Origin of the sequence: Sphingobacterium sp. UT-1RO-CII-1 (assembly GCF_026711005.1) — a bacterium.
In the GTDB taxonomy this organism is placed as follows: Bacteria; Bacteroidota; Bacteroidia; order Sphingobacteriales; family Sphingobacteriaceae; genus Sphingobacterium.
On the sequence record NZ_JAPPVJ010000002.1, the window covers coordinates 337,713 to 363,726 of the forward strand.

Genomic DNA, 26,014 nt, shown 5'->3' on the forward strand with positions numbered 1-26,014 from the left:
ATCTAATTGTTTTTAAACCTTTAAAACAATCAAACAGTCAATATCCTAGTTATTAATAGAATAATTCGTAAATTTGAGATTATGGAATCATTATTAATTCATCCCAATAACAAAGAGCAATTGGAAGCGTTGAAGGCGTTTGCTAAAGCTCTTAAAATGAAGTTTGAGACCGCTAGCACAGAAACAAGCCCTTACGACCCTGAGTTTGTTAAAAAAATACAATCAGGCCGTGAAGCTGTTAAAAACGGTAAAGGGACAAAAATTGCCATTGAAGATTTATGGAGCTAATCTATACTCCTCAGGCAGTTGACGACTTAAAATTCTGGAGAAAATCAGGAAACCATATCATCCAGAAAAAAATAGAAAAGCTATTGCTTTCCATTATGGATACGCCATTTGAAGGCATAGGAAAACCAGAAGCACTCAAGCATGAACTTACAGGCTCTTGGTCCCGAAGAATTGATAAAGAACATCGTCTCGTTTACCAAGTTTACGAAAATGAAGATGATATAATTATCGAAATTCAATCACTCAAAGGACATTACCAAAGATAAATAAAAGGACATTACCAAAAATAAATAACACACAGCCCCCGATCATCTCGAGGGCTGTTCCAAAACATACTACCTTTTCCGCCTTAACAAGCTCGACACCGCATAGCTCACTAAAGTTCCCAGCGCTGCCATAATCACGGTTTGCAATAAGTCGCCCAGCGTGATCGAAGCCCAGATGCTGCACAGTGTGCCGCCTAGCGTGCCTGCACGGCTCTCATTTAGTTTCATATATACTGAATACCTTAGCTTGCTTTATCCATCTTCTTTCACTTTCTCCGCTATAATATTTGACAGCACTAAAACAGCTTTTCCTTCGGCTACCACTGCTACCATCTTCTTGTAAAGCCTTTTATACGCTTTGGCCGATTTAAGCAGCAGGTAGTCACCATCATCATCCTTGACGTAGTTATCGCCCACCAATAAACAGCCTGCTGTGTCCCCAAAGTTATTGCCTATATGAATGTATATATACGTATAGTTGGGCACGTCCATCAGCTCGATCATACCTCGGTGTATATCGGGGAAGCGTCTCTTATAGCGGGCGTTCATCCCCCCATAAGTATTCAACTTCAAGTGGTAGGTCCCTGCTGGAATGGCCGTAGACCCTTTAATCTTCCTGTCGCGCACCAGATCTTCCAAGCCATAACAAAAAAACTCCTCGTCAATATAAATTTCAGACAGGGTACTATTCTTCCCCTGCCTGATACGTTTAACGCTTAGCTTCATTGCCCCTCTCCTCAAGCTCGTCACCCTCCACCACACCCGATCCTGGCTCTTCAGCTGTACCATCATCTGCCATTTTCTCCAATATCCCCAATCCGAGCGCAATATATTTAATCACATTCAGCGCCTTTCCTGGCAACTTCACCGGCGCCAACAACACGAGCTGCACCGCTGCACTTATTTTTTTTAGAATATTTTTCATTTTTTCCTTTCATTAAGTGATCGTAAATAGGCCTTGACCTTTATGGATTTTTTGTCGTTTTTGGTATCCATGAGCTCCCTTTGGTCGGTTTGCTTCTTTTCTGTCAAGAGAAAATTGCAACGCAATCTCCGCAGGAAACAAGTAGCCCTCTGGCCATAACCCCTTTCGGAATCATAAATAACCCTCTTTATTAACCACATAACTTTGTCGTCCTCACGTCCCTAAATAGTCATACTGATCGGCCCCTTTCAAAATCATGAATAACCTTCTTTATTAACCACATAACTTTGTCGTCCTCACGTCCCTAAATAATCATACTGATCGGCCTAGGACGGTTAGGCGTTAAGAAAACAGGTTGATCAGTCCGTAAGAAATAGCCCGAAAAAGTGAAACGGCTCCGGGCTGTTTAGGACTTAGCAAATGTTTTTAGCCTAACTGTCCAAGCCTTGACCTTTGGGTTCTTTTCTGTCAAGAGAAAAGAACGAAACCCTTGTGCCTATGAGCTCACTTCAATCTCTCCCAGATAATAGCTGTTCGAAGTCTTCACCCCATCCCGGTGCCCCGTGAATATCCAGCCGACCACATGGTCTCCGGCATACACAGCAGGAAAGGTAAAGCTCAGTGTCCCGTCATTGCGTGTTCCCGACTCCAGGATGCTAAAAAACTGCTTCTCCTTGTTGTACATCAACAGGATTACCGAGTCATCGACAAAGGCGTTGAAACTATTGACCTCCGTAGTCCAGGTCACGCTGATCTCCTGCGGAGCAGACTCCGTCCAAAACACCCCCATCAGATTGGCCAGTCCGCCTTTAGCAATCACTATGGAGGCGTAATCCAACTCAAAACTTGGGTAAGCCCCCGTGATACCATAAGCCAACAGATGCTGCAACGCCTTGTTGTATCCTGTAGCGCGTGGCTGCATGGCGTCCGAGAATCCCAGCTTGAGCAGGTCCTTGATCGGTGATAGGAAACTCACTCCCAGCGAGAAACGTGCCCGTTGGGCCAGTTGATCCTCTGTAGCGGGCTTATTGCTGCGTTTAGGGAGCGAACGTACATAATCCACATTACGCCAGCTCGAGCCGATTACGCTTCCTACTTTCCCTGAATAAGCGCCTGTAATTCCTTTTAAAAATCTTGCCATTTTTTGATTCTTTTAAACTGTTAAACCATTGTCTACATGTAAACTATTTCGTGATATCAACAGCGAACCTAGGCTCTTATCACCTAAAAATTAAAGCAATGGAACAAAATGGGACAAAATGAGACTATATGAGACAGACTGTCCCAAAAACAAAAGAAAAAGCTGCTCAGTAAGTAAATTTATGCAGCCCGCTTCGAGCAGGGTTGCACTGTTCATGCACATCCATTCGGGATAAGGTCGGCCCAGCGTATCCTTTTGTTCGAGTGGCCTTCGACTATCCTTCGGGTGCTGTTCGAGTGGCCTTCGAGTGCGAGTCGAACAACACTCGAACAGCACTCGAAGCTCTCCCGAACATGTCTCGAAGAAGTCTCGAACAACAGTCGAACAGCTCTCGAACACGTGTCGAAGAACTGTCGAAGAACTGTCGAACAAAAACTCTATAAAATTCATTAGATTCGGCCTCGTCGTTTACTTTCCTCAATCATATCCTCCAAGTCTTCGAGGTAGTAGCAGTGCCGTTCTCCGATCTTACGGGGCACCAGCTTCCCCGTATTCACAAAGCGGTAGTAGGTCGATCGGCTGATCCTCAAAATACTAAGCACCTCTTCCATATCCAGCAATTGCTGATCACACATAGCGGGCTTTTCCACACCCATCACAGGCGTATTTTTATGGCGCACACAATCGCGTATCTGCACCATACAATCTTTGACCTGGCGCATATAGGCCAGGATTTCGTTTAAAGCATCGTGTCTATTCATCATCCTAGTAAGTTTTAGATAGACGAATATGAAACATGATTATTCCCAAGCATGCTAAAGCGTCTGGTTTTAGGTACAAAAGCTCCCAAATGTCCCGTTACGGCCTTATATGGGCACAAAAGTCCTATTATGGGCATAAACGGCCATAGATGGGTATAGATGTCCATCGCATAAGCCTACAAAATAGGCTACCTTTAAGCCATCGCTTTTTACGTCATTAGCGTCTTCAAAAAAAAGCAGTAAAATAAGCGTTAGATTATCGTTAGAAAAACAAGGGAAATTGACAGGTATAAAAGATAAATCACACACTAATTCTATATGCTATGGCAAAAAACCAAAGAACATGCATTTACCCCAAGGATATCAGTATCCTTTTGGGCAAGAGCTACAAACAAGCTGTCCGTATTTCTGGTACCATTCGGGATGCCTATGGCAAGAAAAGCCATCAATACCTTACGCTAGAGGAGTTTTCCGAGTACACCGGTATTGACATTGCGGCAGTAAAAAAGGTTTGTCAGTAAGCAAGCTTATTGTACCAATCTGTAAATTCGCGCACTCTTTCTTTCGGTACAATCAATTTATTTTTATTCGGAAATTTGAGCAGCAACTCTTTCGACCGTATACTCTGCCCATCGACCACCTGCTCAATGACCGAGAAATTCACGATCCATGATCCTGTCGCAAAAAACCAAGGTATATGCGCAAGCTTTTCCTTCAGTTCTGCCACACTTGCCGATGCCAGCCCCCGTTTCCCGTTTGTCAAATACACCGCTACCGACCGCCCTTCCCGCACATATAAACCTATATCGGCCACGGGCAGCAGCTCTTTCTTGCGGTCGATGGAAACCTCCAAAACCGTATCGGCCTTTATAGCTTCCTGCAAAGCTGTAGACGAAAGCCAGACATCGCTAAACATCAATTTTTTCAGTAAAAACTTCAACAGCAACAACACATTGATAAAAGCAAAGAAGCCCACAAAAAACGGCCATAATTGGTTGATATAGGTCTTTATATCAAAGCTTACATCGTGATAACGCAGGTAACAAAACGCGAACAAGAACGTAACGACGATAGGCGCCAGCAAAGCTTTTAAGAGGTAAAGCAATAAACGTTTTTTACCGGTTGTATAGAAACGGTCCATCTCTTTTTTGTTTATCCAGGCTAAAGCAAAAGCCAAGACAGTCAAAAAAACGATGTGCAACATAAATTGACTGGTAAAGCCCTCTACTGTAAATATCTCAAAGAAGCCTTCCTCCTCTTTCGCAGATAGCACAAAATGAGCGGCAAAAAATATAATCAGTGCCTGAATACATCTAAAAACAATTTGAAATTTTCTCCAATCTCGGCGACGCGCATTCATAAATTCCAGATTATAATAAGGGTCAGTAAGTTGTAATTGGCCAAACCGCATGAACGATTTATGTACCTTTTGAACGAATTTAGCCATTTAGGCACTGATAAACAAATAGTTTAGTTTTTACCCCCTACCTTTAGGTTCGTCGTAGACGTTTGTTAGAATTAAATTATGTACTTAACAACAAAACTATTATGAACACTAAAACTCCTTTTACGCCCTTGGAAGTCAACATGCGCCTAGCCGAAATACGTGTAGCGACCACTGAGGTGGTAGAGGCTGAAGCCACAGCCGTAGAAACCGACTTCAACAAATGGCTGCTGGACAACTTTGCGCTCGACGCCCAGCAGGTAGCCTATCTCATCAGCTTAGGGCCAGCCTTTAGCCTGGATACCGGCAACAGCTTAGCCCATGCCTTTCGGCAGCGGCACAAAGTGACGATGGAGAAAGGCGACCCGAAGCTACGCTCTATTAAATTTATCCGTAAGGATAAGAAAGAAGAAACAACCAGTGCGCCCGATACAGCGCCCAGTGTGGAAAACGAGCTCAACTTTTTCATCAGCTAATTTCAAGCCTGCATTGCAGAAAACACAAGATGCTACGCTATGGAAACCTACGACTTAAGCCTGCACAAACACTATGTTCCTATTTCGCCTGAGCAAGAGATAGACATTTGTGCTGTATTGCATAAGCGCAATATTCACAAAGATGGTCTGTTGCGCCTGCGCGAAGACGATCTTATTATCGTCACGCAAGGCCTACTCGTCAAAATAGACGAGCAAACAGGCAAGGCGCAACATTTTATTGCAGAAAATGATATCGCTATCTACCCACCGCTGGATAGCCCTTACTACCTGCAGAGCATCGAAACAAGCCGGCTTCAGTACATCCACCACGAGGGTATACTGAAGCTGATTGATAAATATCCACACTGGCAGCCACTCTATTACACGATGCTGCGCTTTTGGTCGTACCAGCGCATCTACCGAGCCAAACTGCTGGAGCTTCCTGCCATAGACAGGAAAGAGGCTTTTTACCAGTATTTCAAAGACATTACCAAAGTACGAAAAAAGAGTGCGTAAAACTAAGGTATAACATGAAGCATAGTCACAAAACATATCCGCCGCAAAACAACATATTGCCCGCTGAAAGAAAACATCGGCTCGCCTGCTTTAGGCTACATGCCGGCTTCCCTACACGGGGCATTGGCAGGGCTATGCTTGCAGGGTATGTTTTGAAAACTCTATGCACGAATCCAGCACTATGGCGCTGGTATAAGTTTGCGGTATTCCCCCGTGGACACGGGGACAAGATTTAAAGACCTGCTGTGTGTGCTGTAAAGAAAGCCATACCTCGAATATGTGGAGCACAGCAGGCCAAGACGTACAGCTATTCTAGAGAGATGTACGCACTTGCTGCCAATGATAAACTAAATTGATTATAGTGATAAGATCGAAGGTAAAATGACTTGGTTTAGATTAACAGGTCCTAATCCCACGATTCCTTCTGACTATACTGAAGCAGCTCCTTCGGGTTGTACAGGGACAAATAAAATCTGTGCAGTGCAAGCAAATTCTGATTCCGATAATAAGCCGGAAATAACAGACGCACTTAAAGATGAAATGATTTTAGCCCTACACAACAGATCGGCGTCAGCTAATGTACAGTTAAAGAGTTAATCGGGATTAGGTAGACAAATTGGTTATTTAGAAAGGGGTTAGCGAAGAGCTAACCCCTTATTGTTTTATTTCCGCTGTTCAAATACAAGAACATCCATCAACCTTCGCCCAGCCTTCAACTCCAAACCATAACCGTTTAACTGCAGATTGATCTGTTCAATTGTACTGTAGTCTTTGATATCAAGCTTTTGCTTACCATTAACTTCGTCATAAACAGGAGGAAATCTATCCTGATAGTCTATCATAAACGCCAACACCGACGTCCCTCCCAAACCACTTTTCGTTACTTTCAGATCGTCAGGTGCAGAGTTAGTCCTTTGTAAAACCAAACAGGGTATCTCTCGTTTAGCCCAATAAACATGCAAACCCAGAAAAGTATTCAAATCATTCAGGATTACCTGAGCTTGCGCAGAATCAGGCCTTACTACTTGATCATAACGCTCATAACAAATCCCATTCTCCAACAGCCATTCATCAAATGTTTCAGTCCCTTTGGGATATTTGTACAATGACGAGTCCCATACATTCCAAACGATACGCTCATCCTTTAATAAAAATTCAGGCTTCTTTATTTTACTAAAAGCGCTGGTATAGGCTCCTAAAACATCAATATTATAAAATGAGCTTTTTTGTCTATTTAATATGGAATCATACTGGATGACAACACCATTGGATTCGATAGCATTCCGATAACCGGATAGCGATACTGAACCGATTACATTTTCATCCACAGACAAAAGGCTAGTGTTAAGGCCATCACTAAAATCAGACTTAATCGGCAGTTTGATAGCGCCATTTGCCAACAATAAATCTATATTTTCAGCCTTTACAAAATCTGAAAATGTGACCGCCTGGACTCGTCCTTTGTACAGCCATGCCGTATGAGGTACTCCTTTATGTGGGAAATATTTCCTTAATACGGTATCTGCATAAATTGTAACAAGATTTACCTGATTCTCTTTCAGGAATTTATTTGTACTAAAAAACTTCTCGACGGTCTTCCTGTCTTGCCATGTAACCAAAACAACCTGAATCTTATCGCTATATTGCTTCTGTAGCCTCTGCAACTTAGGCATCGCTGCAATACAGTTGGAACAATAGGTATCGAAAAAATCCAGAATTATAATCTTATCAGACGATCTATCCAAGGCAATCTTATTTCCCAAAACGTTTAAAGCACTTAACTCAAGGATATCAGGGAACTCCTGTCCGACATGTAACCCTAAAGAGCGATCTATCTCCTCTCTATTTTGAGCCCACGAAATAGGACTCAAATAGAGAGAGATAAGAATCAATAGTATTTTCTTCATCACCATACTAACGTTTATTTTGATTGATTCCCGACTCTGCTATCACCAATTCAGGAATCAAGTGTGCATACTTAAGACCATTTGGCTCTAATGTGTAAACCTCGCCATCTATTGTTCGCGTCAAGGTGGTCTTAAATCGTTCATCCTGATTTAACCTACGAAGGTCAGACCATCTTCTCCCTCTGAAAACCAATTCTTTTCTTCGCTCTCGCAACACCGTTGCCAAAAGCTTCTCAGGATTAGTCTCCGATATGGCCACAAAAAAACTAGGGTCTATTCTGTGTTCAAGAAGCGTATTAAGATCATTCAACGCCTGATTGACCTTATTTTTACGTACCGCACATTCCGCACGGATCAGATACAACTCGCTGGTCGTAAGACCTATAAACGGAGTTGTAGCCGAGTTATCGTAAGAACCTTTAAATCCATATGTGCCTGCATCTGAAGCATTATGTTTAAAGTATGCGGCCTTTCTATAATCACTGTTATCATAGCTCTGGTAGAGGTCTGAATCAATCCGTGCAAGCGACTGATTTAATGGGCTACTAAATATGCTGACCGCTGGAAATAAAACTTCCTTGTTAAATCGGACAATGGGAAAAGAAGCAGAAGTGTTCAAATCTTTGTAATTAAGCAGATCTGCCTTTAAATTCAATGCTGAGTCTGCATAAGCATAAGCTCTTTCATAGTCCTGCATATCCAAATATAGCCTTGCCAGCCCAGCATAAGCTGCTGCTTTAGCAGGTCTACCTTTTAAACTTTCTACAATTGGTAAATAGCGTATTGCATTTTTATAATCTGTTACAATTTGGTCATATGTCTCAAATAAGGTACTCCGTGTTGATTTATAGTCAAGGTCAGGCTTCAAGCGTAGCGGTATTCCCATTTCCGACGGTGCCGTATCGGCTCGATATGGCATCGTAAAGACCGCGGCCACTTGATGAAAAGCAAAAGCCCTGAAAAAGTGAGCGGCCCCAAGTATCTTCTGGAATTTATCCTTATCCATATTTCGATCGAGTGTTTCCAATATAGCCAATACCTGATTGCTCAGGTATACAGTCTTATATGGATTTTGCCAATGGGTATTTAGCGTCATATATGCTAAGGACCAATTGTAGGTCTGTTGCTCATCATAATTCGACAGCGACTTCCAATCTTTCGTGTTTAAATAGTAGTCGTCCGCTGCGATTTCTCCCAATGTAGGGTACCCCGTATTCATCGCGCTATAATCATTAAGCAATAGCTCACAGTGTTCCAATGTGGTCGGAACGGCCATTTTCTGATCGGGCTTAAGGTCTAGATAACCCGAGCAGGCACTGTTCAGCAACATGATGAACAATGGGTAAAATATTCTATATTTCATATGTAATTAATTTGATTTTCAATGGTCATATGGAATACTCATGGGTGTTTGCACTTCGCTAAACATGAGTATTTCATAATTCTAGATTTAAAGATTAAAATTGAGTCCAAGAGATAAAGAGAACGGTTCAGGAAATGAACTGCCGTACTCGGGGTCTATGCCTAGCTTATTTGCACGCCAGATCACCCCTAAGTTCTGTGCATAAGCATATATCCGCATGTTTTTAAGACCTACTTTCTCTAATTTTTTCAGCCCATAGCTAACTTGCAGATCACGCCATTTGATCTGATCAGCAGGCTCTACCAATGCAGCCGAAAGGCGGTAAAACTCACTCGCATAGTAGTTATTCGGATACATGAACGTTGGAACATCTGTTTTCAATTCGTCACCTGGGTTCTGCCATCTTAAAGCATAGTCGGAATGCCCCACTCCTTCCTCAATAAAAGCATCCGCAACGAATGACGACCGTAGAAATTTATGTCCTAGCTGATAAGATATATTAAAAGAAAGCTCAATATTCTTATAGGATAAACTGTTTCGGAACGAACCAAAGTACTTTGGTCGCAATGCGCCGTGGTTTTCTAAATCGTACACTGTGCTTCGGTTTACTATCGTACCATAGTCATCAGATACCTCACCATTAACATACCCCCTGGGCATTCCTGTTTCGGGATCCAAACCAGCCCATTTGTGCGTCAATAAACTATACAAATCCATGCCCTCAACAGGGGTTAACAGCATATTATAAGCGCCAGATAAATAATTCTGACTTCGGGTATTGCTTAAATATGATTTCGTAACCTTCGTCCGATTATAAGCCATTACCAGATTTGAACGCCAACTAAACAGGGATGTATTAATATTCACACTATTAAGCGATAGGTCTACTCCTCGCCCATCTAGATTGGAACTATTAATATTAAGTGAGCTATAGCCTGTTGTTGGGTCAATACTCGAGCTCGCTATCAAATCTTTAGGCTTTTTAATATAATACTCCAAACTACCAGAAAGTCTATGGAAAATCGCAAAATCCAAGCCCATATTCAAAACCCCTACACGTTCCCAACGCAAACTCGGATTCGGTGGAGATTGCATAGTGGCATAGGGTTGGCCTGTGCTAAAATGAGGTGAAGACTGTATATTAATGATTGGATAAGCTGCCGTTTTGTTATTAACATTCCCATTATACCCGTAAGTAGCTCGTAGTTTGAGCACCTGTATAACATCATTATCCATAAAAGATTCATTGGACAGCGACCAAGCTGCACCTAGCGACCAGAATGGCTGTGCGCGGTCATTGGTCTTAACGCCAAATAGATTAGATGCATCTTTACGCACAGAACCACTCAGCGTGTATCGCGTTTTGTAGGTATATGCTGCATTTGCAAAATAGGAAGTAAATCTGTTGGTATAATTTTCAGACTGAGAAAAGTCATATATCGCCGTCATTCCTCCAAGGCCATTCAACGCAGGCATCATTTCATCGTAAGTGACATGTTTATAAGTAAAGTTTTCTGGGTCGTATCCCCAAAGGACATTGGTCATGGCCTTGCTCTTTATCTCCCGAATTTCGAAACCTGCTATTGCGTTTAAACTGTGGTGTAGTCCAAAATCTCTGTTAAAATCCAACTGGAACCGCCCTTGGTTAGTCATATTATAACGATCCGTCTTATATAGATTGTCGCCAACTGGCAACCCCCATATCACCTGATTGTCATCCCATGAGGCCCGATAATTAATATCGCTACGGTGCGCACTAGACCCCATGCCATTCCATGTATCCTCTGGCTGAGCTGCATGTTGAAACGCATATAATATAGAAGCGCTTAATTCAGGAAATATCTGATAATTCCCCTTAACATTTAAAAATGTCTCTCTAATATTCGTTAGAACATGGGTCTGATCCAATTCAGCCAAAGGCCTATATTTCCAGTCTAGCAACCTTCCGCCAGCGACCGTATCCCTAAATATGGGATTAAAGCCAATGGCATCTACCACTAAAGGGTTGCCGTCGTCATCTGCCATACGCATATAGGGAAAATTTCCTTGCCCCCTCCCCATCAGATTATAGCCTACCGTACCAGCTTGAGCGTCTTTTCGCTTTGAATCGGTATACGTGACCCCAAGATCGAGAATCAGGTTTTTAATTGGACGCAGCTGTGTATTATTCTTTGCCGTAAACCGGTTGTAGGAAGACGTAACCACATTATCCAGAGTCTTATCATAACCAATTGAAAAAGATGTATTTATTTTCTCCGAACCGCCACTTAACTGTACATTATATTGTTGGTTTACACTATTTCTATAGATGTATTTGTTGAAGTCCTCGCGCATATCTATACTCCTTAATGCGTCTAAGCCTTTCTCCAGCGCATCCGCTCCAATATCCCCTTCTTTATGTCTCTTCAGCAACTGAATAACTGGCGTTAAATTCAAGGAGAAATCATACATCCGACTATCCCAATATCCATTGTCAAATAGAAAACGTTCGGCATCGATGTAATCCGAAGTATTCATCTGTGGGTAATAATAAAGGTTAGGCTTCTGCCCCACAGTCACATTGCTATTCACAGATAAATTAAATGGCTGATTGAATTTCCCTCGCTTAGTCGTGATTACGATAACACCGTTGGCAGACTGTGCACCCCATATCGATGCTGCTGCAGCATCTTTTAGTACAGTCACATTTTCAACATCATTGGGGTTGATGTTCATGAAGTAGCCAGTCTGCGTGTTGAAATTATTTTGATAGGGCACTCCGTCTATAACTACTAAGGGCCAAATATTTGACTTCATTGAACTTACTCCTCTAATATTAATCCCCATAAGCCTACCTTTATTTTCACGAAATGTTTTTAAAGATGATATCCCTGGCACCACATCCTCTAACCGACTCACGAAATCGGTAGACACCTTCCTATTAAACAATGCCGAGTCGATAAATTCAAAGCTCCCCGTAGCTCGTTCTTTGGGTATCTTTTGGTATCCTGTAGATACGACCTCCACTTCTTCGATCTGTTTGGAACTTGTTTCTAGGAGAATTTTCAATAGTGTAGCTGTATTTTCATACGCAATCTTCTGCTCGTTATAGCCTATATGTTTTACAGTGAGTGTGCCTGTAGGCTTGTTTACGCTGATGGTAAACCTTCCTTCTTTGTCTGTGCGTGCGTGCTTCTTATCTACGATGATCGAAGCCCCCTCTATCGCTTGCCCATCGGCAGCCGAGCGCACCTCTCCACGAAGCACAAGCTCGGCCTGCGTCTGAGCGGCCGCCTGCGTAAACGCAAGCGAGCTAAACAACACACAAAATATGGTTAATAGTAATCTTGCGTCACTGCGAGCAATGCGAAGCAGTCTCTCTTTTATAGTTAAAATCCCTCTTCTTCCACTGCCATAGCCAGTCGTCCCGCTAGCGCGGGACTCCTGAACATTACAACTAAACTGATAACAATAGCTGCTGAGAGACAGCAACAAACATTTGAAGCTAGATAAAGACTGGTAATAATTTTTCTTTATTGGTTTATTTAGGGCATAACAATCCCCTTTGCGTAAAAATCGCATCATAATCATTTGGTTTTTAATTATTTTTATTGAATAAATAAATCAAAAACCGACCCCTTCCCCATGCTTACAGCATGAGGAAACACACATAGTTTTGGAATAATAGAAAATCAAGCTATCTTTAAAGTGCGAATCTAAAATAAACCGATTATTATTAACCCAAAAACAAGGTACACCGTGTTTTAGTTAGGAAGTCGGTAAACAGGTCTATCAGGACAGATCAAAGCCTCTTGTGGCTTTTGACCTGACTATAGGGCATTACGTATTATTAAATACCTCACGCCCCTCCACTTTTATACCTGTATTATATTTTAGTGCGGTTTAGTCGGGCGGACAGCATACGTTCTTTAAATGTAAAAGTTGGGAATACCATGACGACCGATGGAATATCGGAGTCAATTGGTTCTTGTTGGTTTTCATTTTCGTTCTCATAATTTTAACAGTTTATGAAACGAAAGGCACTCACACATACTTGGAAAAGCCAAAGGAGCGAACTTCCAAGCTTTGCACGTGGCGCCGTCAAGAGCCCCTAAGACCGTAATCTTAGTTCCACAAAGTCTGACAGGAAGCCCGCTCCATTGATGAGTATGTAAAGATACAAAAAGCAATGGAAAGCGAACCCCTTGTCGACCTACGTGGAAAATTGACGGCTTTCGTGCGTAAGTGACAATCGTAAAGATTGAGGGATAAACCTCTATCCTTTTAGTCGCTATTTAATTAACTATTACAAAGATAATGAATAAATCTTAATTGACCGCTATAGTGGCCAATATTTTTTATCAAAATTTTAAACTTAACATAAATGACAAAAATTAAAGTCCAAACACAAGAAAACTTAGCGACAGACTTAGTAACCTTTATTTATATGAAATTTATTGCTCCTATAAGTATTAACGGGAAAGAACCATCTGATAGGAAATACCAAGAAATCACTTCAATTGGGAGAACAACTATTAATAAAATAAAAAAGTGTGAAGGATATGATGTACCATTTTCAACAATTTCAAGAATCTGTAAATATGCTGAAATATCCCTTTCAGAGTTCTTTACCATGTTTGAAGCTTATCTAAAAGAAAAAGAAGCTAAGATGGAGAAGTAAAAAACCAAGACCAATTATAACCACTGGGGAAATTATGAACAAGAAACAAACTCGGTATTTGTTGAATGACTAATCAAACAAATATCTATAGTCAAGAAATGGCTATTCGATTAAGACAAATTATGAATCATTTAGGTCTTACTGTAGCAGGTTTTGCAGTTTTTATTGAGAGAGATTCCTCACATATTTACGGGATACTAAATGTTTCTAGGGATTTCAGTGATACACTTGCAGAACATATTGGTAAACTAACAGGAATTAAAGGAGCCACTATCAAGAACATCAATACGGAAATTCCAGCCAGCATATCAAAATGTGGTAAAATTGTGGAGTTTCGGAAAAATCACAAAGATAATTCAGAATACTTTTTAAATACAAAAACCGATCGCAGTATAGATTCATTTGTTTGTGATGTACTTGCGATTACAGATTTTTTGAAAACTCCTAAATATCTAAATGAGATAGAAAAGTTCGTTGAGTTAGAATATGACAAGACATTCGTTGACGACTCTCTTTCTAAAGCCCTTAGATATGCCGCTACCAAAGGAATATTATTAAAAGATAAAAAACCTATAATGCTAAAAAGCGGGAAATATGGTAAGCGAATGCTTGATGTTTATTGGACCAATCCAGACAAGATTATTAAATCAGCTGATTAAAATCTTCTTATTATAACCCCAGATGGCGCAAGCTTGCCCCCCTTTTTATAAGTTATCATTTTACATCCTAACATGAATGAAGATTTAGAATTTCAGATAAAAAGCGATGGAGACTTTGTAAAACTTAATCCTGCCGGATTAATATACTACGACTCCATTTTGGATTGGGACAAGAACTGGATACGTACGGTGATCACAGTCCAAGGTGGTGTATTCTCAGGCAAGTACAACGCTGATCTTACAACATTTGACTTTGATAACTTAAAATGTGATTTAGAAAAGCTTTACGACAACTTAGGTGGAGAGATGGAGTTTGATGACCTCGAAGGCTTTTTGAGTTTGAAAATTGTAGGTGATGGGACAGGCAACTTTGTCGCGGAGGTAACATGCAATGATGCTCCTGGCATTTATTCATCGGAGCTTAGTTTTCAGATTTCTTTCGATCAAACATACATTAAAGATATGGTGCGGAGACTCGACGAAATAACAAAACGACATCCCGTTGTTGGCGATTTTAAAAAGAGTTAATTTTTAAGATTATATACTAAGAAGTTAGATAGTATGAAGAAGCAGAAATCAGATAACACATCGGGATTATTTCTAGATTTAATGTTTATCGCAACTGATAATATAGATTTTAAGGTATTCTTAAATGACGAGCGACTTTTTGCTACTTACCTAGCTAATGATATAGTAATAGAATCTTCGCATATCGACAACCAAGGTAATCTCGCCCTCCTATTAAACTTCATTTTTAATACAGATGTGACGTTAACCGAATTTGCCGACTCTGCTAACAGAAAAGTGTATGATTTGACCTTGTATAAAGACACATGTATTCCAATCGATGACCTTGAAAGAGATTATCCTGCTTGGATTAAAGAAAACAGACGGGAAAACACTATGGATGAGTACGGTAATTTAGTTAGCATTGCTGGTTATATAAGACGTAATCACGTCAAGAAACATCTGTTACTAACTGTTGAGAAGAAGTCTATAATAAGATCTATTGTGGTTCAATGCTTGGAGTTCTACAGATCAAACTACAACTTGAGAGTCCTTCTTTGTAAACGAGACTAGAACATTGAAGTGCATATTAGCTCTGAGTCGGTTCTTATTAAGTTTCTTCTTGTAAAAAAGTGCCTTTGACACTTAAGATAGTGATGCTAGTTTACTGAATACGAATCTCATCTATGCTCTACTACAGATTCAGTGCAGCCTACAATAGCACTGAAATTTGATAGAAATCCTACCTTAACTGAGTACATAACTCATAGAAGTCTTTCCAGTGAACCGAGGTTATGTGGATATTATCCCTCAATTCAAATATTTTAATTAGTTTTATAACAAAGCTATTTAACCTATGTATATTTCAAAAGTATCGATTGAAGGATTCAGAAATTTTTCCAAAAATGACATTTTGTTTAACGATGGTGTAAACGTTATAATAGGCCATAACAATTCTGGAAAGACAAGTCTAATTAAAGCGATAAGCCTTGTTATCAACAGTGAGGCTTCAAGACGTCTTGAACTTGACGATTTTTCTAAAAGTACTACCTTGGAAAATCTGCAACAGCTGCCTCCTTCAGTTAGTATTTCCTTAACATTTAAAAAGAGCACCGATGAACCGCCAAATAGTGAGGACCTCGTTACTGTTTCCAATTGGTTAACAGTTCTGAATGCAGACTATGAAGCCGAACTAACCTATAAATTTTTCCTTCCAATTGAAAAACATGAGGAATATTTGGATTCACTGCAAGAATGTGATACCAAAGATAAAGCCTGGCAGGTGATCAAACAAGATTATCTCCGCTTTTACACCTACAAAATCTATGGTGGAGACCCCTCCCTTTTACAGACAGCAGACTCAGAATCTCTTCAGAAATTCGATTTTCAGTTTTTGAATGCTATTAGAGATGTTGAAAGGGACATGTTCACCGGAAGAAATACAATGTTAAAGGAAATACTAGATTTCTTTTTGGACTATGATATAAAATCCGCCGATGAAGCCGACAAAACGGATGAGATTAAGATTGCTGAAATAAAGGCTGCAAAAAGGACTTTTTCAGAACAGGCAACTCTATTAATCAATCAACTTCAAAACAGGATGAGTGCGGGTAAAGATCAGATACTACATTATGCAAGACAGACGGGCGCTACCTTTAATAATGCAATTCCAGATTTTGAAGGTGGAATTTCCGAAGTAGAACTGTTTTCGGCATTAAAGCTTATCATCGGATATTCGGGACTGGATATTAAAATTCACGCAACTCACAATGGTCTGGGGTACAACAACCTGATTTACATGTCACTTTTATTGGCTAAAATGCAAGTGAATTCAGATGGAAAATATCTTGGCAGCAATGCAAAGGTTTTTCCAGTGCTTGCTATCGAGGAACCAGAAGCGCACCTCCACCCTTCCATGCAATATAAATTTTTGAAATTTTTAAAGGAAAACAGGCTGGAACGTAAAGTACGACAAATTTTTGTTACTACCCATTCCACACAGATTACCTCAGCAGTGTCGCTTGATGATATAATCTGCTTACACAACGGAGGTAATACAATCACGGCCGGATATCCAGGAAAATGTTTTGCCACAGATGCCGCTGGACTGGAATCCAAAGCTTATGTACAGAGATTTCTTGACGCCACAAGATCTGATATGCTCTTCGCACAAAAAGTAATATTTGTAGAAGGTCTGGCAGAACAGATCCTTCTTCCAACACTTACAAAATATATCGGTACAGATATTGATGATCATCATATCGCAATCGTACCTGTAGGTGGAAGACATTTTGACAATTTCCTGCATATTTTTGATTCTACAAAGCCGTTTACGATACCTAAGAAAATAGTCTGTTTGAAAGACCGAGATCCTGAAAGAAAATTGAAAAATGCGCGATCGTATACAAAATGTTATACTTTTGAATCAGGACAGGATAATGTCCTTTATGACTACACAAACCACATTGAAGGAAAAGTTGTTGACTATTCCGCGCATCCAAATATCCGTTTTTTTGGACAAAATCATAAAAACGGAAAAACATTTGAATATGAGCTCATGCTTTGTAACTTTCAGACTGATGTACTTCTAACAAATTCTATTTCAAATCGAGATGAACTTTCAGAGCTTATTGCCTTTTACAATGCGGGCCGTCCAATGGCAGACCTTCTGAATAGAATTCATCAAAGTACCGCTGCAACAGATTTCCGTACTGCTATTGAAGCATTAGCTGACCCTACGTGGACAGAACAGGAAAAGAATCAGTCAATACTGGCCCAAAGATACCTCTCTTCTGTTGGCAAAGGTGAAAATGCACTGGAACTTGCAACATTTCTTGAAGAAAACATTCTTCTTCCTATGGTTCCAGCAAACCCAGGAGATAAAACTAGAAAGACTTTAAATGTACCTGATTATATTCAACAAGCAATTCACTGGATATGCCAATAGCAACAATTACCTCAGAAACCATAATAGATACTGAAGAGCATTTTAGAATATTTGCAGGCCCCGGTGCAGGAAAAACACATTGGCTTGTAAATCACATGCGACACCTGCTTCAAAACTCTAAGAAACTGGGTGCAACAAAAAAAATTGCATGTATTACATACACAAATGTGGCTGTAGAAACGATCGTAAAAAGGCTACAGTTCGGTGCAGATAGAATCGAAGTTTCAACGATACATGCCTTTCTGTATAGCAATATCATCAAACCTTATATTGGATCCATTGCCGAAGAATTTGGCTTCAATGCTGTAAAAATGGACGGTCATGAGGAGCACAGAGCCAGCCGGAGCAAAATTACGGAGTGGCTAAATGAACACCCAGGAGCACCTAACCTCAAAAATCCGTATACGCTCAATCAATTAAAAGCCCTTCCTTACTTTATGACAGGGCTCGCAAACTGGCTTTCAACAGTAGACTATAAATTAAATGGAGATCAAATTGTCCTATCAGTGGATAATAGGAAAGCTTACTATTTTATGCCTGACGGTACACGAAGAAATTTTGGAGCAGCCACCTGTCTTAATATATTGTCTACCGATCTTCTGTCCTACAAAAAAATATTCTGGGCAAGAGGTGTACTTCACCATGAAGACGTGCTGTATTATTCCTATATCCTACTAACGCGTTACCCTTTCATAGTAGAGGTACTGAAAACAAAATATCCCTACTTCTTCATTGATGAATTTCAAGACACAACTCCGATTCAGGCCAGAATACTAAAGCTTATCGGTGCGAATGGCACCGTTACCGGTATAATCGGTGATGTAGCCCAGTCCATTTATAGCTTTCAGGGAGCAGAACCCGCACAGTTTACAGATTATCATTTAGAAGGATTAAAGGATTATAGAATTATCGATAATCGAAGAAGCACAAATGAAATCGTAGGCATCCTCAACCACATCCGATTGGATATGAGACAAGAACCTCTTAGAAACGTTCCCGGTGAAAGATGTAATCTACTGATTGGAAACTATAGACTTGCAAGTGAATTCGCACAGAGAATTTGTGGCGATGATCTTACTATTCTTTCATGGGACAATATTACTGCACGCGAGATCGGATCTCAAATGGTAGCAGATAGACCCGAACACAATCTTATAGAGGAATTGCTAGCGATTGATAACTCTGATAGGCGTAATGCTATTTTATCCTGCGTCAGAGCCGTAGAGTTTGCAAGGGAAAAGCGGTTTAAAGATGCTTTGAAAGAGATTTCATATAATTACATTCATATCAGGAACAAAAATGACCGAAAAGCTAAGATCCTGAATGGACTCTCGGATCTTTTGTCAAAATATGAGGAATATCACGATCAACCGCTTTTGGACTTCTACAATCATGTGCGCAATGACGTAAGGAATAATTTTCCTGCAATCACCAGAGGAAAGGCAAAGGAATTTTATGATCGCTATTCTTTTCAGCAGCTGGCAATCTGCCTAAGGATTGATAATGAAAGATCCCCAAGTAAAACCATCCATAAATCCAAAGGAGATGAATTTGACAATGTTCTGGTGGTTCTGAAAAAAGAGGAACATTTTGATTTTTTGCTTCATCAGACCTTAAGAACCGAAGAGCACAGAATATTCTATGTTGCGGTAAGCCGCGCTAGAGAAAGACTGTTTATATCGGTTCCAACATTGGCAGAAGATAAATTGCAGCAAATTGAGCATCTTTTTGAGGTAAATAATCTATAAAATGTGCCCTTCAAGCATTTTACAGGCTATTATTTTACAATTTGACATGTAGAAAACTTAGAGATTCAAACAAAATCCGATGGAAATTATCTGAAGATCACCCCTACCAGATTAATATATTAGGATTCAAATTTGGATTAGGACAAGACCTGGATACGTGTGGTGATCACCGTCCAAGGCGGAGAGTTCCTCAGATAGACACAAAACTGATCTGACGACATTTGACTTCAAATCATGCTTATGAAACTGTGTAATGCTAAAGAAGGTGCTCCATGTGCTCTAAAGATATTAATGGTCTGTGATTAGGTAAAATAATTTATCGAACTAAAAAAAGGATTAACATGCTGACAGAAAATGACATAACAAACATTCGAGTAGCACATCTTGAACTAAATGGATACACGAACATAAACGGCCTAACAACAAACCAACGTGGAATCGACATAACTGCATTAAATAGCCTCGGCAATCACGTTTGTATAGAGGTGAAAGGAGAAACGAGTTCAAAAGTTGGTACGAAGCGGCATGGACTCCCGTTTACGGGAAATCAAATCGCATCTCATGTAAGTGGAGCTCTTTTGCAAACAATTAATACAATGAATAAACCAAAGTATAAAAACTATGAGTTTTGCATGGCTTTTCCCATGAATCATGAAATATTGATCCAAAAAAATTTGCCTTCACTGAATACGCTAAACATAAAAATCTATTTAGTATCCTTAAAAAAAGTAATAGTATTATAAATCAAAAAAAATGCGAACGGTAAGGAAGCGTATAGACCAGAGCAAATAACACTGTATTTTCGACATATTTTACACTCATTTCAATCAAGCGTGTATTTGCCGAGAGTTGTTTTACAAATATTTTTGGCCATAATAGCACTAGCAATTAAGTAATAAGATGCTCTTTAAAATATATCCCTTACCTTAATAAGGGATATATTTATGTAAATTCAAAGCCATAGGTTTAGGGCTACTTACGAGTACTTATTACTCCTGCCCTGCTTTCCCAAATTACTGTTGGCTACATTATTCCAATCTAAAAATATAGGGCTATTTTATGAATTCGCTATTTTAACAAGCTCTTCTGTACTCAACTCCTCTATTTTCAAAAAATGCTTTGACTCGAAATCGTCAAGAATATTTTTATGATTAGACAATAAATCCCTTGCAATATCCTTAAATGGTATGTTGTGTTTTTTTAAGTACTCCTCAAAATCTTTTAAATAATTTTTACCGTCTTTTCGCTTTAAATGAGAATACTTTTCGCTGTATGCAAGAAAGTTAAAAAAACCATAAGATATAAATTGGTCAAGAGTACATATAGCCTTTACTTTTGAAGACACATACCTCTTTGGAATAAAAACAATAGTCTTACCTTGATATTCTGGAAGTTCGAAACTTTTGGTTTGCCATATTTTTTGAGTAATATCAAAAATTGAAAACCTCTTTTTAGTAGTTAGTGGTATTCCATGTAAATTAGCCTGCTCTTGTGTAAAGGACACTAAATCTATCAGACAGAGACTTACACAGATATCTGAAATCCTATCATAACTTATATCCTTAATTCCTAATCTAATAGCATTGAAAGATATTTGATCTGCTTTATAAGATTTTCTGAGAAAAGAAAGAGAGTCGAAAAAAAGAGGCTTCATCACTTTACCTATAGAAAGACCGTACGAACTATTTGCAGAATATCCTAATCTTGTATCATTTATCTCAGCAATTCCATCTAGCAATTTCAACCCGTCCTTTTGATTTTCCCGTAACGCTTGAGTCATCAACGCTAATAAAAAAACTCGTAATTTGTCAGACATAGTTCTTCCTAATTGGCTACTCTTATCATTCATAACCCGATTGTAATCAAAAAACGCAAGGTTATCCTTGTTTAAATTAGCATCAAAAAAATCGACACTTGATTGATTAAAACCTTTCTTATCTAAACCAAAATGTGAACATATCGTGTTCACTATATTTTTTTTTTCTTTCATATCGATATTCTAAATTTCACTATTTTCAGCCAGAAATGGTAGACACAGTTGACTAGCTCTAAACACCACCAGTATCCAAAGCTCCCGCTAAAAAGCGACCATGAAATCAATCAGATAAAAGAAGAATTAGGAATATTTTTGGTACTGGATGAAACAAATCATACCTTTGCACCGTTTTAATAGAAACAACATTTGCTAATCTTCTTTTCAATCCTAGCCGATTGACTTGACGATAAAGTAAACTTATAAGGACTCAGGATGGGTGAGATCTTCCTGAGTTTTTTATTTTGTCTTTATTTATCGTCTCGTACAATTCTATCTTAACTCTCCATAGCATTTAAATTATACCTATCCTCAAATAATCTCATCTGAACATTAAGATTATATTTTTGTCCGTACTTCAATCTGAATTCATACCAAGTAGTACACTCATTCATACACTCAATTGCTTCAAATATAAATTGGTCTAACATCATCTTTCCCTCATCATTCAAAAATTGAAAATGTTTATAAGACCGTACAAATGTTTTAGCATAAGGATTTAATGTTTGCAACTTTAATAAGCCTTCTTTTGTAAACCTCATGTAAATAATTTCATTTGTATACCTTGCCACAACATATTTACGTATAGTCTTATTCTTAGGTATAGGCCAATTATTTAAGCGATATATTTCATCATAGAAAGACTGTGGAAATCTCTTTCCGTAGACAGTAGCCTCACTTGTAAAATATGTATCGAGGTTCCTTTTAATCTCTGATAAGTCAATTACTTTACCACCAGTTAGTAATATCTTCTCACTTTCGCGATCCAGATACTCATCTTTAATCTTCTCGTCAACAAGAGCTTCTGTTGACTCAATCAAATACTGTAAAAGCCCCTCTTTATCAAGATTGATCTCTTGCCTAGACACTTGCTCTTTATGACCTATACGAGTACTCACGATTTTCTTTACCATAATTAACTGTATATCTCTTTATTTCTTGCCACGTATTGGTTAATAGTATTGATATCACTCCAGCTCGAATTTAACTTCCCTAAACTATCAGGGACACTCGCATTATACCTTTGAGCCCTAGCCCAATTAGCTGGCTTATTCCCTGCATCGTATGCTTCGAATAAATAAATCATACTTGGATGTACATCATTAAACTTTGCAAACTTTAAAACCTCTGGATGGTTATTTAAGTACCTTTTTACCATTGCAGATTTTTCCTTAGAAAAAAGATATTTTCTAGCAAAACTATCTGCTTCTAACTCCTTTTGGACCAGAACAGCATCATTAGAGTCATCGATACTTAAATGATACTCACCCTGAGATATTTCTTCCCAGTCAAATAATACATGATAAAGTTCGTGAATCAATGCAAACCACAACGTTGCATAGAAGCCCTTGTAATCTGTTAGAATAATCGCAGGCTTTCCTCCTACTGCTATAGTTGCTCCTCTAACATGTAAATTTGGGAAAGAAGGCACAAATACTACGCTAATTCCACTCCTGTACAGTAAGGTTATTACATTTTTTAGTCCTAAAGCTACGTCTGTCGAATACCACCTAATTTTAGGGAAAATTTCGATGAGTTTATTTCTATCATAGGGGTAGGGATTATTAAGTTCCCATAGTAACTCCTCAGCTTTTGTTAACCAAGTGCTTTGACTAAAACTATTTTTCTTCTTTATTTTCCCAGCGCTAAAAGCAGGAACTTTTTCCGAGGGCTTATATGCTAAAATATCCTTTAAACGAAACAACTCGCATAACCGAGCTTCAATTTCATTAAAATCAGCAATATCCTCAATAAAACCAACCTTTTTCAATGCAGCTAAATCAAAGTTATTCTTAATAAAATCCACCTTTTCTTCATCAACATTTGATGAATACTGATTACTGAACGTATTCATAAAAAGTTCTAAAACGTCTTTTTGCGATAATTGTAAAAAGGAAGATAATTTATTCAGTGTAGAAAAATCGATACGTTTTAGTGTTCCATTCAAAATCCCTACTAACCCTCGATGCTGAATACCCATTATCTCAGCAGCTGCAGTTTGATTAATATTGAGTTCTGACAACCTTTTCTCAAAGATATCAGATAATGTATTAGAAGATTGATCCCCCGCCTCCGACATTATCTTATCTAACAAATCGTCTACATTAAAATTTTCCATATCTTTTATTAGTACACTGCAAATATACAAAAATAAACATATGTACATGTGTTATATTAAAAAAAATGTACTAGTACATTTTTTGAGCAAACAACAACAGCTCATGCAATATGACAAAATGCTAATTTTCCTTTACTGGTAGATATAACGGGGAATCAAATGATGGGCTATTCAAAAGTCAACAAAAAATACAGCCAAGATAAAACAAGATTATCAAGCACTTAAAGTTGCAACAAATACAATATTTAACTAAATTTAAGCATAAACTCTAAATTATGAAAATTGACTTCAGGTATTTATTCCTGCAAAAAAAAGCTCCTTCTATAGAAGAGATAGAAACTTTTCTGGAGGATAAGGCAACTAAAAGAATTCATTTTGCGACTACACACAGCAATGCATTGAAACCGCCAAAAGACACCTATCACGGGACTATACAAATCCCATTTACACAAACAATAGAGCAGATTATCGTTCATAAAATTGGAGATGAAGTGAACAAATATTTTTTCGACTCCCAAAAAGGTGGTTATTGGAGAGGTTTTAAATCGAAAAATGAATATGAAAAATGTGAGTCGTTCATCAAAGAATATAATCATATTGTTTTTCTAAGGGACACATTAGACCTATCCCTAGCGTTATCCATGAATATGCTTGATGATGATAGCCGCACCGAAATAGGTGAATTGGAATACCAGGCTAAGTATAAAAATAATGAGGCCAGTGAAAGGGAAATAGTCGATTTGGTGAAAGATTGGTTAAATAAATTGCCGTACTATGATGTCGCTGATACTATATGCGCCATGCCATGTACTAACCCTACAAACCCCGGACTACCACGACGCATAGTAGATAAAATCGAGAAGTACGAAAATATATCAGCCGCAATCCAATGGAATAATAAAAACAAAAGTTTAAAAGAACTAGGTTCGATAGAAGAAAAACTAACTGCTCTAAAAGAATTTGAGCTCACGATAACTTCTGATTTAAAGGGAAAAAACGTAATTTTACTGGACGATCTCTATATGTCTGGTATTAGCATGCAATTCGTAGCTTTAAAATTGAAAGAAGCTGGCGCAGATCGTGTTTTTGGTATAAGTATTGTAAAGTCTAGAAATAATACAGCGCTTTAATTATGATTAAAAATCAACATATTATCGATACTATATTCAATTTCATGAGTATTAAGGGCGTAGGGCCAGTCCAGACCAATAGATTGTTATTGGCTATGAATGACTACTCTCCAATCAGTATCCAAAATATTGCTTTTAATCTATTAAACGTACAGCAACGAGTGGAGTTTGAGGAGATTAAAGACCAGCCAATTGATATAAACTCGAAGTTTGCTGTTGAGTTTATTCTTCTGCAAGAAGAGGCTTACCCGGAAGAGGTTAAGAAGGCTCTCGGCTCGAGTGCGCCCCCTGTACTATCTGTAATTGGGAATAAAGATTTATTGATCAAAAAGAAAGTTGCTTTCAGTGGGTCGAGAAATGTTTCTGATAAAGGGATTAAAATAACGGAAGATACGGTAACAGCCCTCATTGCGGAAGATGTTGTAATTGTATCCGGCTACGCCAAAGGCGTAGATTTTGCGGCACATTATACTGCCTTAAAAAACGGGGGCTCGACAATCATTGTACTCCCGGAGGGAATAAACCACTTTCGTATAAAAAAAGAATTTAGGGAAGTGTGGGATTGGGAACGTGTGCTAGTAATTAGTGAATTTCAGCCTTTTGAGAAATGGATGGCTAGCCGGGCGATGAAACGTAATGCTACGATCATCGGGTTAAGTGATGTAGTGATGGTGATTGAAGCGGGCGCAACAGGAGGTAGCTTGGATGCTGGACATAAAACATTGGATATGAATAAAGCGCTATTCGTACCACAGTATACTGACATCCCCGACTCTGCCCTGGGTAACACTACTTTATTAAGTAGAGGTGCTTTTGCGCTAAAAATGAGTAAAGAAACAAAAAGACCTAATATCAGTAAGATTCTGGAACTGATAGAAACTGAAAACAAGTATAGTTTGTTCTGATAGATTAAGCTTGGATTTCTTCCAACTAAGATTCGCTGTACTTCATGCTACTATAAGGAATGTATAAGCTGTTTTCCTTTGTCTGTTAAATTAGAATGTTAAGACTTTGACTTTATCATCAAATAGATCGTCGCCTCTGAAAAACACGGTTTAATAAGATTAACACATCATGTTTTAATAAAAATAACACAACAATATTTACTAAATTTGTCACATCTGT

Annotated in this window: 27 protein-coding genes; 16 read left to right on the forward strand and 11 right to left on the reverse strand. The window is 38.8% G+C overall.

Going from position 1 to position 26,014, the window contains the following annotated elements; all coding sequences use genetic code 11:
• Nucleotides 1–81 precede the first annotated feature (81 nt).
• Nucleotides 82–288: a DUF2683 family protein gene (locus ORI89_RS05310; RefSeq protein WP_268229401.1), complete on the forward strand. Its 207-nt coding sequence runs from the start codon at nt 82–84 to the stop codon at nt 286–288.
• Nucleotides 279–554 (forward strand): Txe/YoeB family addiction module toxin, encoded by a 276-nt coding sequence (locus tag ORI89_RS05315; RefSeq protein ID WP_268229402.1) that lies wholly within the window; start codon nt 279–281, stop codon nt 552–554. Before ORI89_RS05310 ends, ORI89_RS05315 begins: the two co-directional genes overlap by 10 nt.
• A gap of 252 nt (nt 555–806) precedes the next feature.
• On the opposite strand, the gene ORI89_RS05320 is transcribed toward ORI89_RS05315, so the two are convergent.
• From ORI89_RS05320 to ORI89_RS05335, 4 genes are all read right to left on the reverse strand, one after another.
• Nucleotides 807–1,280: a DUF5675 family protein gene (locus tag ORI89_RS05320; RefSeq protein WP_268229403.1), complete on the reverse strand. Its 474-nt coding sequence runs from the start codon at nt 1,278–1,280 to the stop codon at nt 807–809.
• Entirely contained in the window at nt 1,264–1,446 is a 183-nt protein-coding gene (locus ORI89_RS05325; RefSeq protein ID WP_268229404.1) for a hypothetical protein, read from the reverse strand. Before ORI89_RS05325 ends, ORI89_RS05320 begins: the two co-directional genes overlap by 17 nt.
• Before the next feature lie 529 nt (nt 1,447–1,975).
• Nucleotides 1,976–2,620 carry a DUF6266 family protein gene (locus ORI89_RS05330; protein WP_268229405.1) on the reverse strand — a complete coding sequence of 215 codons (645 nt, stop codon included), beginning with the start codon at nt 2,618–2,620 and terminating at the stop codon, nt 1,976–1,978.
• Between the two features lie 449 nt (nt 2,621–3,069).
• The gene (locus ORI89_RS05335) at nt 3,070–3,384 is read right to left on the reverse strand and encodes a helix-turn-helix transcriptional regulator (protein ID WP_268229406.1); all 315 of its coding nucleotides are present in this window, start codon (nt 3,382–3,384) and stop codon (nt 3,070–3,072) included.
• A gap of 320 nt (nt 3,385–3,704) precedes the next feature.
• Here ORI89_RS05335 and ORI89_RS05340 point away from each other — a divergent pair, with 320 nt between their 5' ends.
• Nucleotides 3,705–3,902 (forward strand): hypothetical protein, encoded by a 198-nt coding sequence (locus tag ORI89_RS05340; RefSeq protein WP_268229407.1) that lies wholly within the window; start codon nt 3,705–3,707, stop codon nt 3,900–3,902.
• Here ORI89_RS05340 and ORI89_RS05345 read toward each other — a convergent pair.
• Nucleotides 3,896–4,828, reverse strand: a complete 933-nt coding sequence (locus ORI89_RS05345) for a LytTR family transcriptional regulator DNA-binding domain-containing protein (protein WP_268229408.1) — start codon at nt 4,826–4,828, stop codon at nt 3,896–3,898. The two genes, ORI89_RS05340 and ORI89_RS05345, sit on opposite strands and share 7 nt — an antisense overlap.
• A 101-nt stretch (nt 4,829–4,929) precedes the next feature.
• On the opposite strand from ORI89_RS05345, the gene ORI89_RS05350 reads away from it, so the two are divergent.
• The 4 genes from ORI89_RS05350 to ORI89_RS05365 all read left to right on the forward strand — a co-directional run bounded on the left by ORI89_RS05350 (nt 4,930) and on the right by ORI89_RS05365 (nt 6,414).
• Nucleotides 4,930–5,301, forward strand: a complete 372-nt coding sequence (locus tag ORI89_RS05350; RefSeq protein WP_268229409.1) for a hypothetical protein — start codon at nt 4,930–4,932, stop codon at nt 5,299–5,301.
• A 39-nt stretch (nt 5,302–5,340) separates the two neighbouring features.
• Nucleotides 5,341–5,817, forward strand: coding sequence for a hypothetical protein (locus tag ORI89_RS05355; RefSeq protein ID WP_268229410.1), 477 nt, complete (start codon nt 5,341–5,343; stop codon nt 5,815–5,817).
• A gap of 14 nt (nt 5,818–5,831) precedes the next feature.
• The gene (locus tag ORI89_RS05360; protein WP_268229411.1) at nt 5,832–6,053 is read left to right on the forward strand and encodes a hypothetical protein; all 222 of its coding nucleotides are present in this window, start codon (nt 5,832–5,834) and stop codon (nt 6,051–6,053) included.
• Nucleotides 6,054–6,198: 145 nt separating this feature from the next.
• On the forward strand, nt 6,199–6,414 hold the full coding sequence (locus tag ORI89_RS05365) for a hypothetical protein (RefSeq protein ID WP_268229412.1): 216 nt from the start codon (nt 6,199–6,201) through the stop codon (nt 6,412–6,414).
• A gap of 65 nt (nt 6,415–6,479) precedes the next feature.
• Here ORI89_RS05365 and ORI89_RS05370 read toward each other — a convergent pair whose 3' ends face one another.
• The 3 genes from ORI89_RS05370 to ORI89_RS05380 all read right to left on the reverse strand — a co-directional run bounded on the left by ORI89_RS05370 (nt 6,480) and on the right by ORI89_RS05380 (nt 12,651).
• Nucleotides 6,480–7,724, reverse strand: a complete 1,245-nt coding sequence (locus tag ORI89_RS05370) for a TlpA family protein disulfide reductase (protein ID WP_268229413.1) — start codon at nt 7,722–7,724, stop codon at nt 6,480–6,482.
• A 7-nt stretch (nt 7,725–7,731) separates the two neighbouring features.
• Complete coding sequence (locus ORI89_RS05375) at nt 7,732–9,087, reverse strand: RagB/SusD family nutrient uptake outer membrane protein (protein ID WP_268229414.1); 1,356 nt, start codon at nt 9,085–9,087, stop codon at nt 7,732–7,734.
• A gap of 87 nt (nt 9,088–9,174) precedes the next feature.
• Nucleotides 9,175–12,651 (reverse strand): SusC/RagA family TonB-linked outer membrane protein, encoded by a 3,477-nt coding sequence (locus ORI89_RS05380; RefSeq protein WP_268229415.1) that lies wholly within the window; start codon nt 12,649–12,651, stop codon nt 9,175–9,177.
• 799 nt (nt 12,652–13,450) lie between these two features.
• On the opposite strand from ORI89_RS05380, the gene ORI89_RS05385 reads away from it, so the two are divergent.
• From ORI89_RS05385 to ORI89_RS05415, 7 genes are all read left to right on the forward strand, one after another.
• Entirely contained in the window at nt 13,451–13,747 is a 297-nt protein-coding gene (locus ORI89_RS05385) for a helix-turn-helix domain-containing protein (protein WP_268229416.1), read from the forward strand.
• 65 nt (nt 13,748–13,812) lie between these two features.
• Nucleotides 13,813–14,406 carry a hypothetical protein gene (locus tag ORI89_RS05390; protein ID WP_268229417.1) on the forward strand — a complete coding sequence of 198 codons (594 nt, stop codon included), beginning with the start codon at nt 13,813–13,815 and terminating at the stop codon, nt 14,404–14,406.
• Nucleotides 14,407–14,478: 72 nt separating this feature from the next.
• The gene (locus ORI89_RS05395) at nt 14,479–14,934 is read left to right on the forward strand and encodes a WapI family immunity protein (protein ID WP_268229418.1); all 456 of its coding nucleotides are present in this window, start codon (nt 14,479–14,481) and stop codon (nt 14,932–14,934) included.
• A gap of 33 nt (nt 14,935–14,967) precedes the next feature.
• The gene (locus ORI89_RS05400; protein ID WP_268229419.1) at nt 14,968–15,486 is read left to right on the forward strand and encodes a hypothetical protein; all 519 of its coding nucleotides are present in this window, start codon (nt 14,968–14,970) and stop codon (nt 15,484–15,486) included.
• Nucleotides 15,487–15,769: 283 nt separating this feature from the next.
• Complete coding sequence (locus tag ORI89_RS05405) at nt 15,770–17,860, forward strand: ATP-dependent nuclease (protein ID WP_268229420.1); 2,091 nt, start codon at nt 15,770–15,772, stop codon at nt 17,858–17,860.
• Nucleotides 17,851–19,608 (forward strand): UvrD-helicase domain-containing protein, encoded by a 1,758-nt coding sequence (locus ORI89_RS05410; RefSeq protein WP_268229421.1) that lies wholly within the window; start codon nt 17,851–17,853, stop codon nt 19,606–19,608. The genes ORI89_RS05405 and ORI89_RS05410 overlap by 10 nt, the downstream gene beginning before the upstream one ends.
• Before the next feature lie 341 nt (nt 19,609–19,949).
• Nucleotides 19,950–20,351 carry a hypothetical protein gene (locus tag ORI89_RS05415; RefSeq protein ID WP_268229422.1) on the forward strand — a complete coding sequence of 134 codons (402 nt, stop codon included), beginning with the start codon at nt 19,950–19,952 and terminating at the stop codon, nt 20,349–20,351.
• 314 nt (nt 20,352–20,665) lie between these two features.
• Here the strand turns inward: ORI89_RS05415 and ORI89_RS05420 are convergent, their stop codons facing one another.
• From ORI89_RS05420 to ORI89_RS05430, 3 genes are all read right to left on the reverse strand, one after another.
• Nucleotides 20,666–21,598 carry a hypothetical protein gene (locus tag ORI89_RS05420; RefSeq protein ID WP_268229423.1) on the reverse strand — a complete coding sequence of 311 codons (933 nt, stop codon included), beginning with the start codon at nt 21,596–21,598 and terminating at the stop codon, nt 20,666–20,668.
• 320 nt (nt 21,599–21,918) lie between these two features.
• Nucleotides 21,919–22,554 carry a P63C domain-containing protein gene (locus tag ORI89_RS05425; RefSeq protein ID WP_268229424.1) on the reverse strand — a complete coding sequence of 212 codons (636 nt, stop codon included), beginning with the start codon at nt 22,552–22,554 and terminating at the stop codon, nt 21,919–21,921.
• A gap of 2 nt (nt 22,555–22,556) precedes the next feature.
• The gene (locus tag ORI89_RS05430) at nt 22,557–23,759 is read right to left on the reverse strand and encodes a helix-turn-helix domain-containing protein (protein ID WP_268229425.1); all 1,203 of its coding nucleotides are present in this window, start codon (nt 23,757–23,759) and stop codon (nt 22,557–22,559) included.
• Nucleotides 23,760–24,034: 275 nt separating this feature from the next.
• On the opposite strand from ORI89_RS05430, the gene ORI89_RS05435 reads away from it, so the two are divergent.
• Both ORI89_RS05435 and ORI89_RS05440 read left to right on the forward strand, forming a co-directional pair.
• The gene (locus ORI89_RS05435; RefSeq protein ID WP_268229426.1) at nt 24,035–24,889 is read left to right on the forward strand and encodes a phosphoribosyltransferase; all 855 of its coding nucleotides are present in this window, start codon (nt 24,035–24,037) and stop codon (nt 24,887–24,889) included.
• A 2-nt stretch (nt 24,890–24,891) separates the two neighbouring features.
• Nucleotides 24,892–25,794, forward strand: a complete 903-nt coding sequence (locus ORI89_RS05440) for a DNA-processing protein DprA (protein ID WP_268229427.1) — start codon at nt 24,892–24,894, stop codon at nt 25,792–25,794.
• Nucleotides 25,795–26,014: the final 220 nt, after the last annotated feature.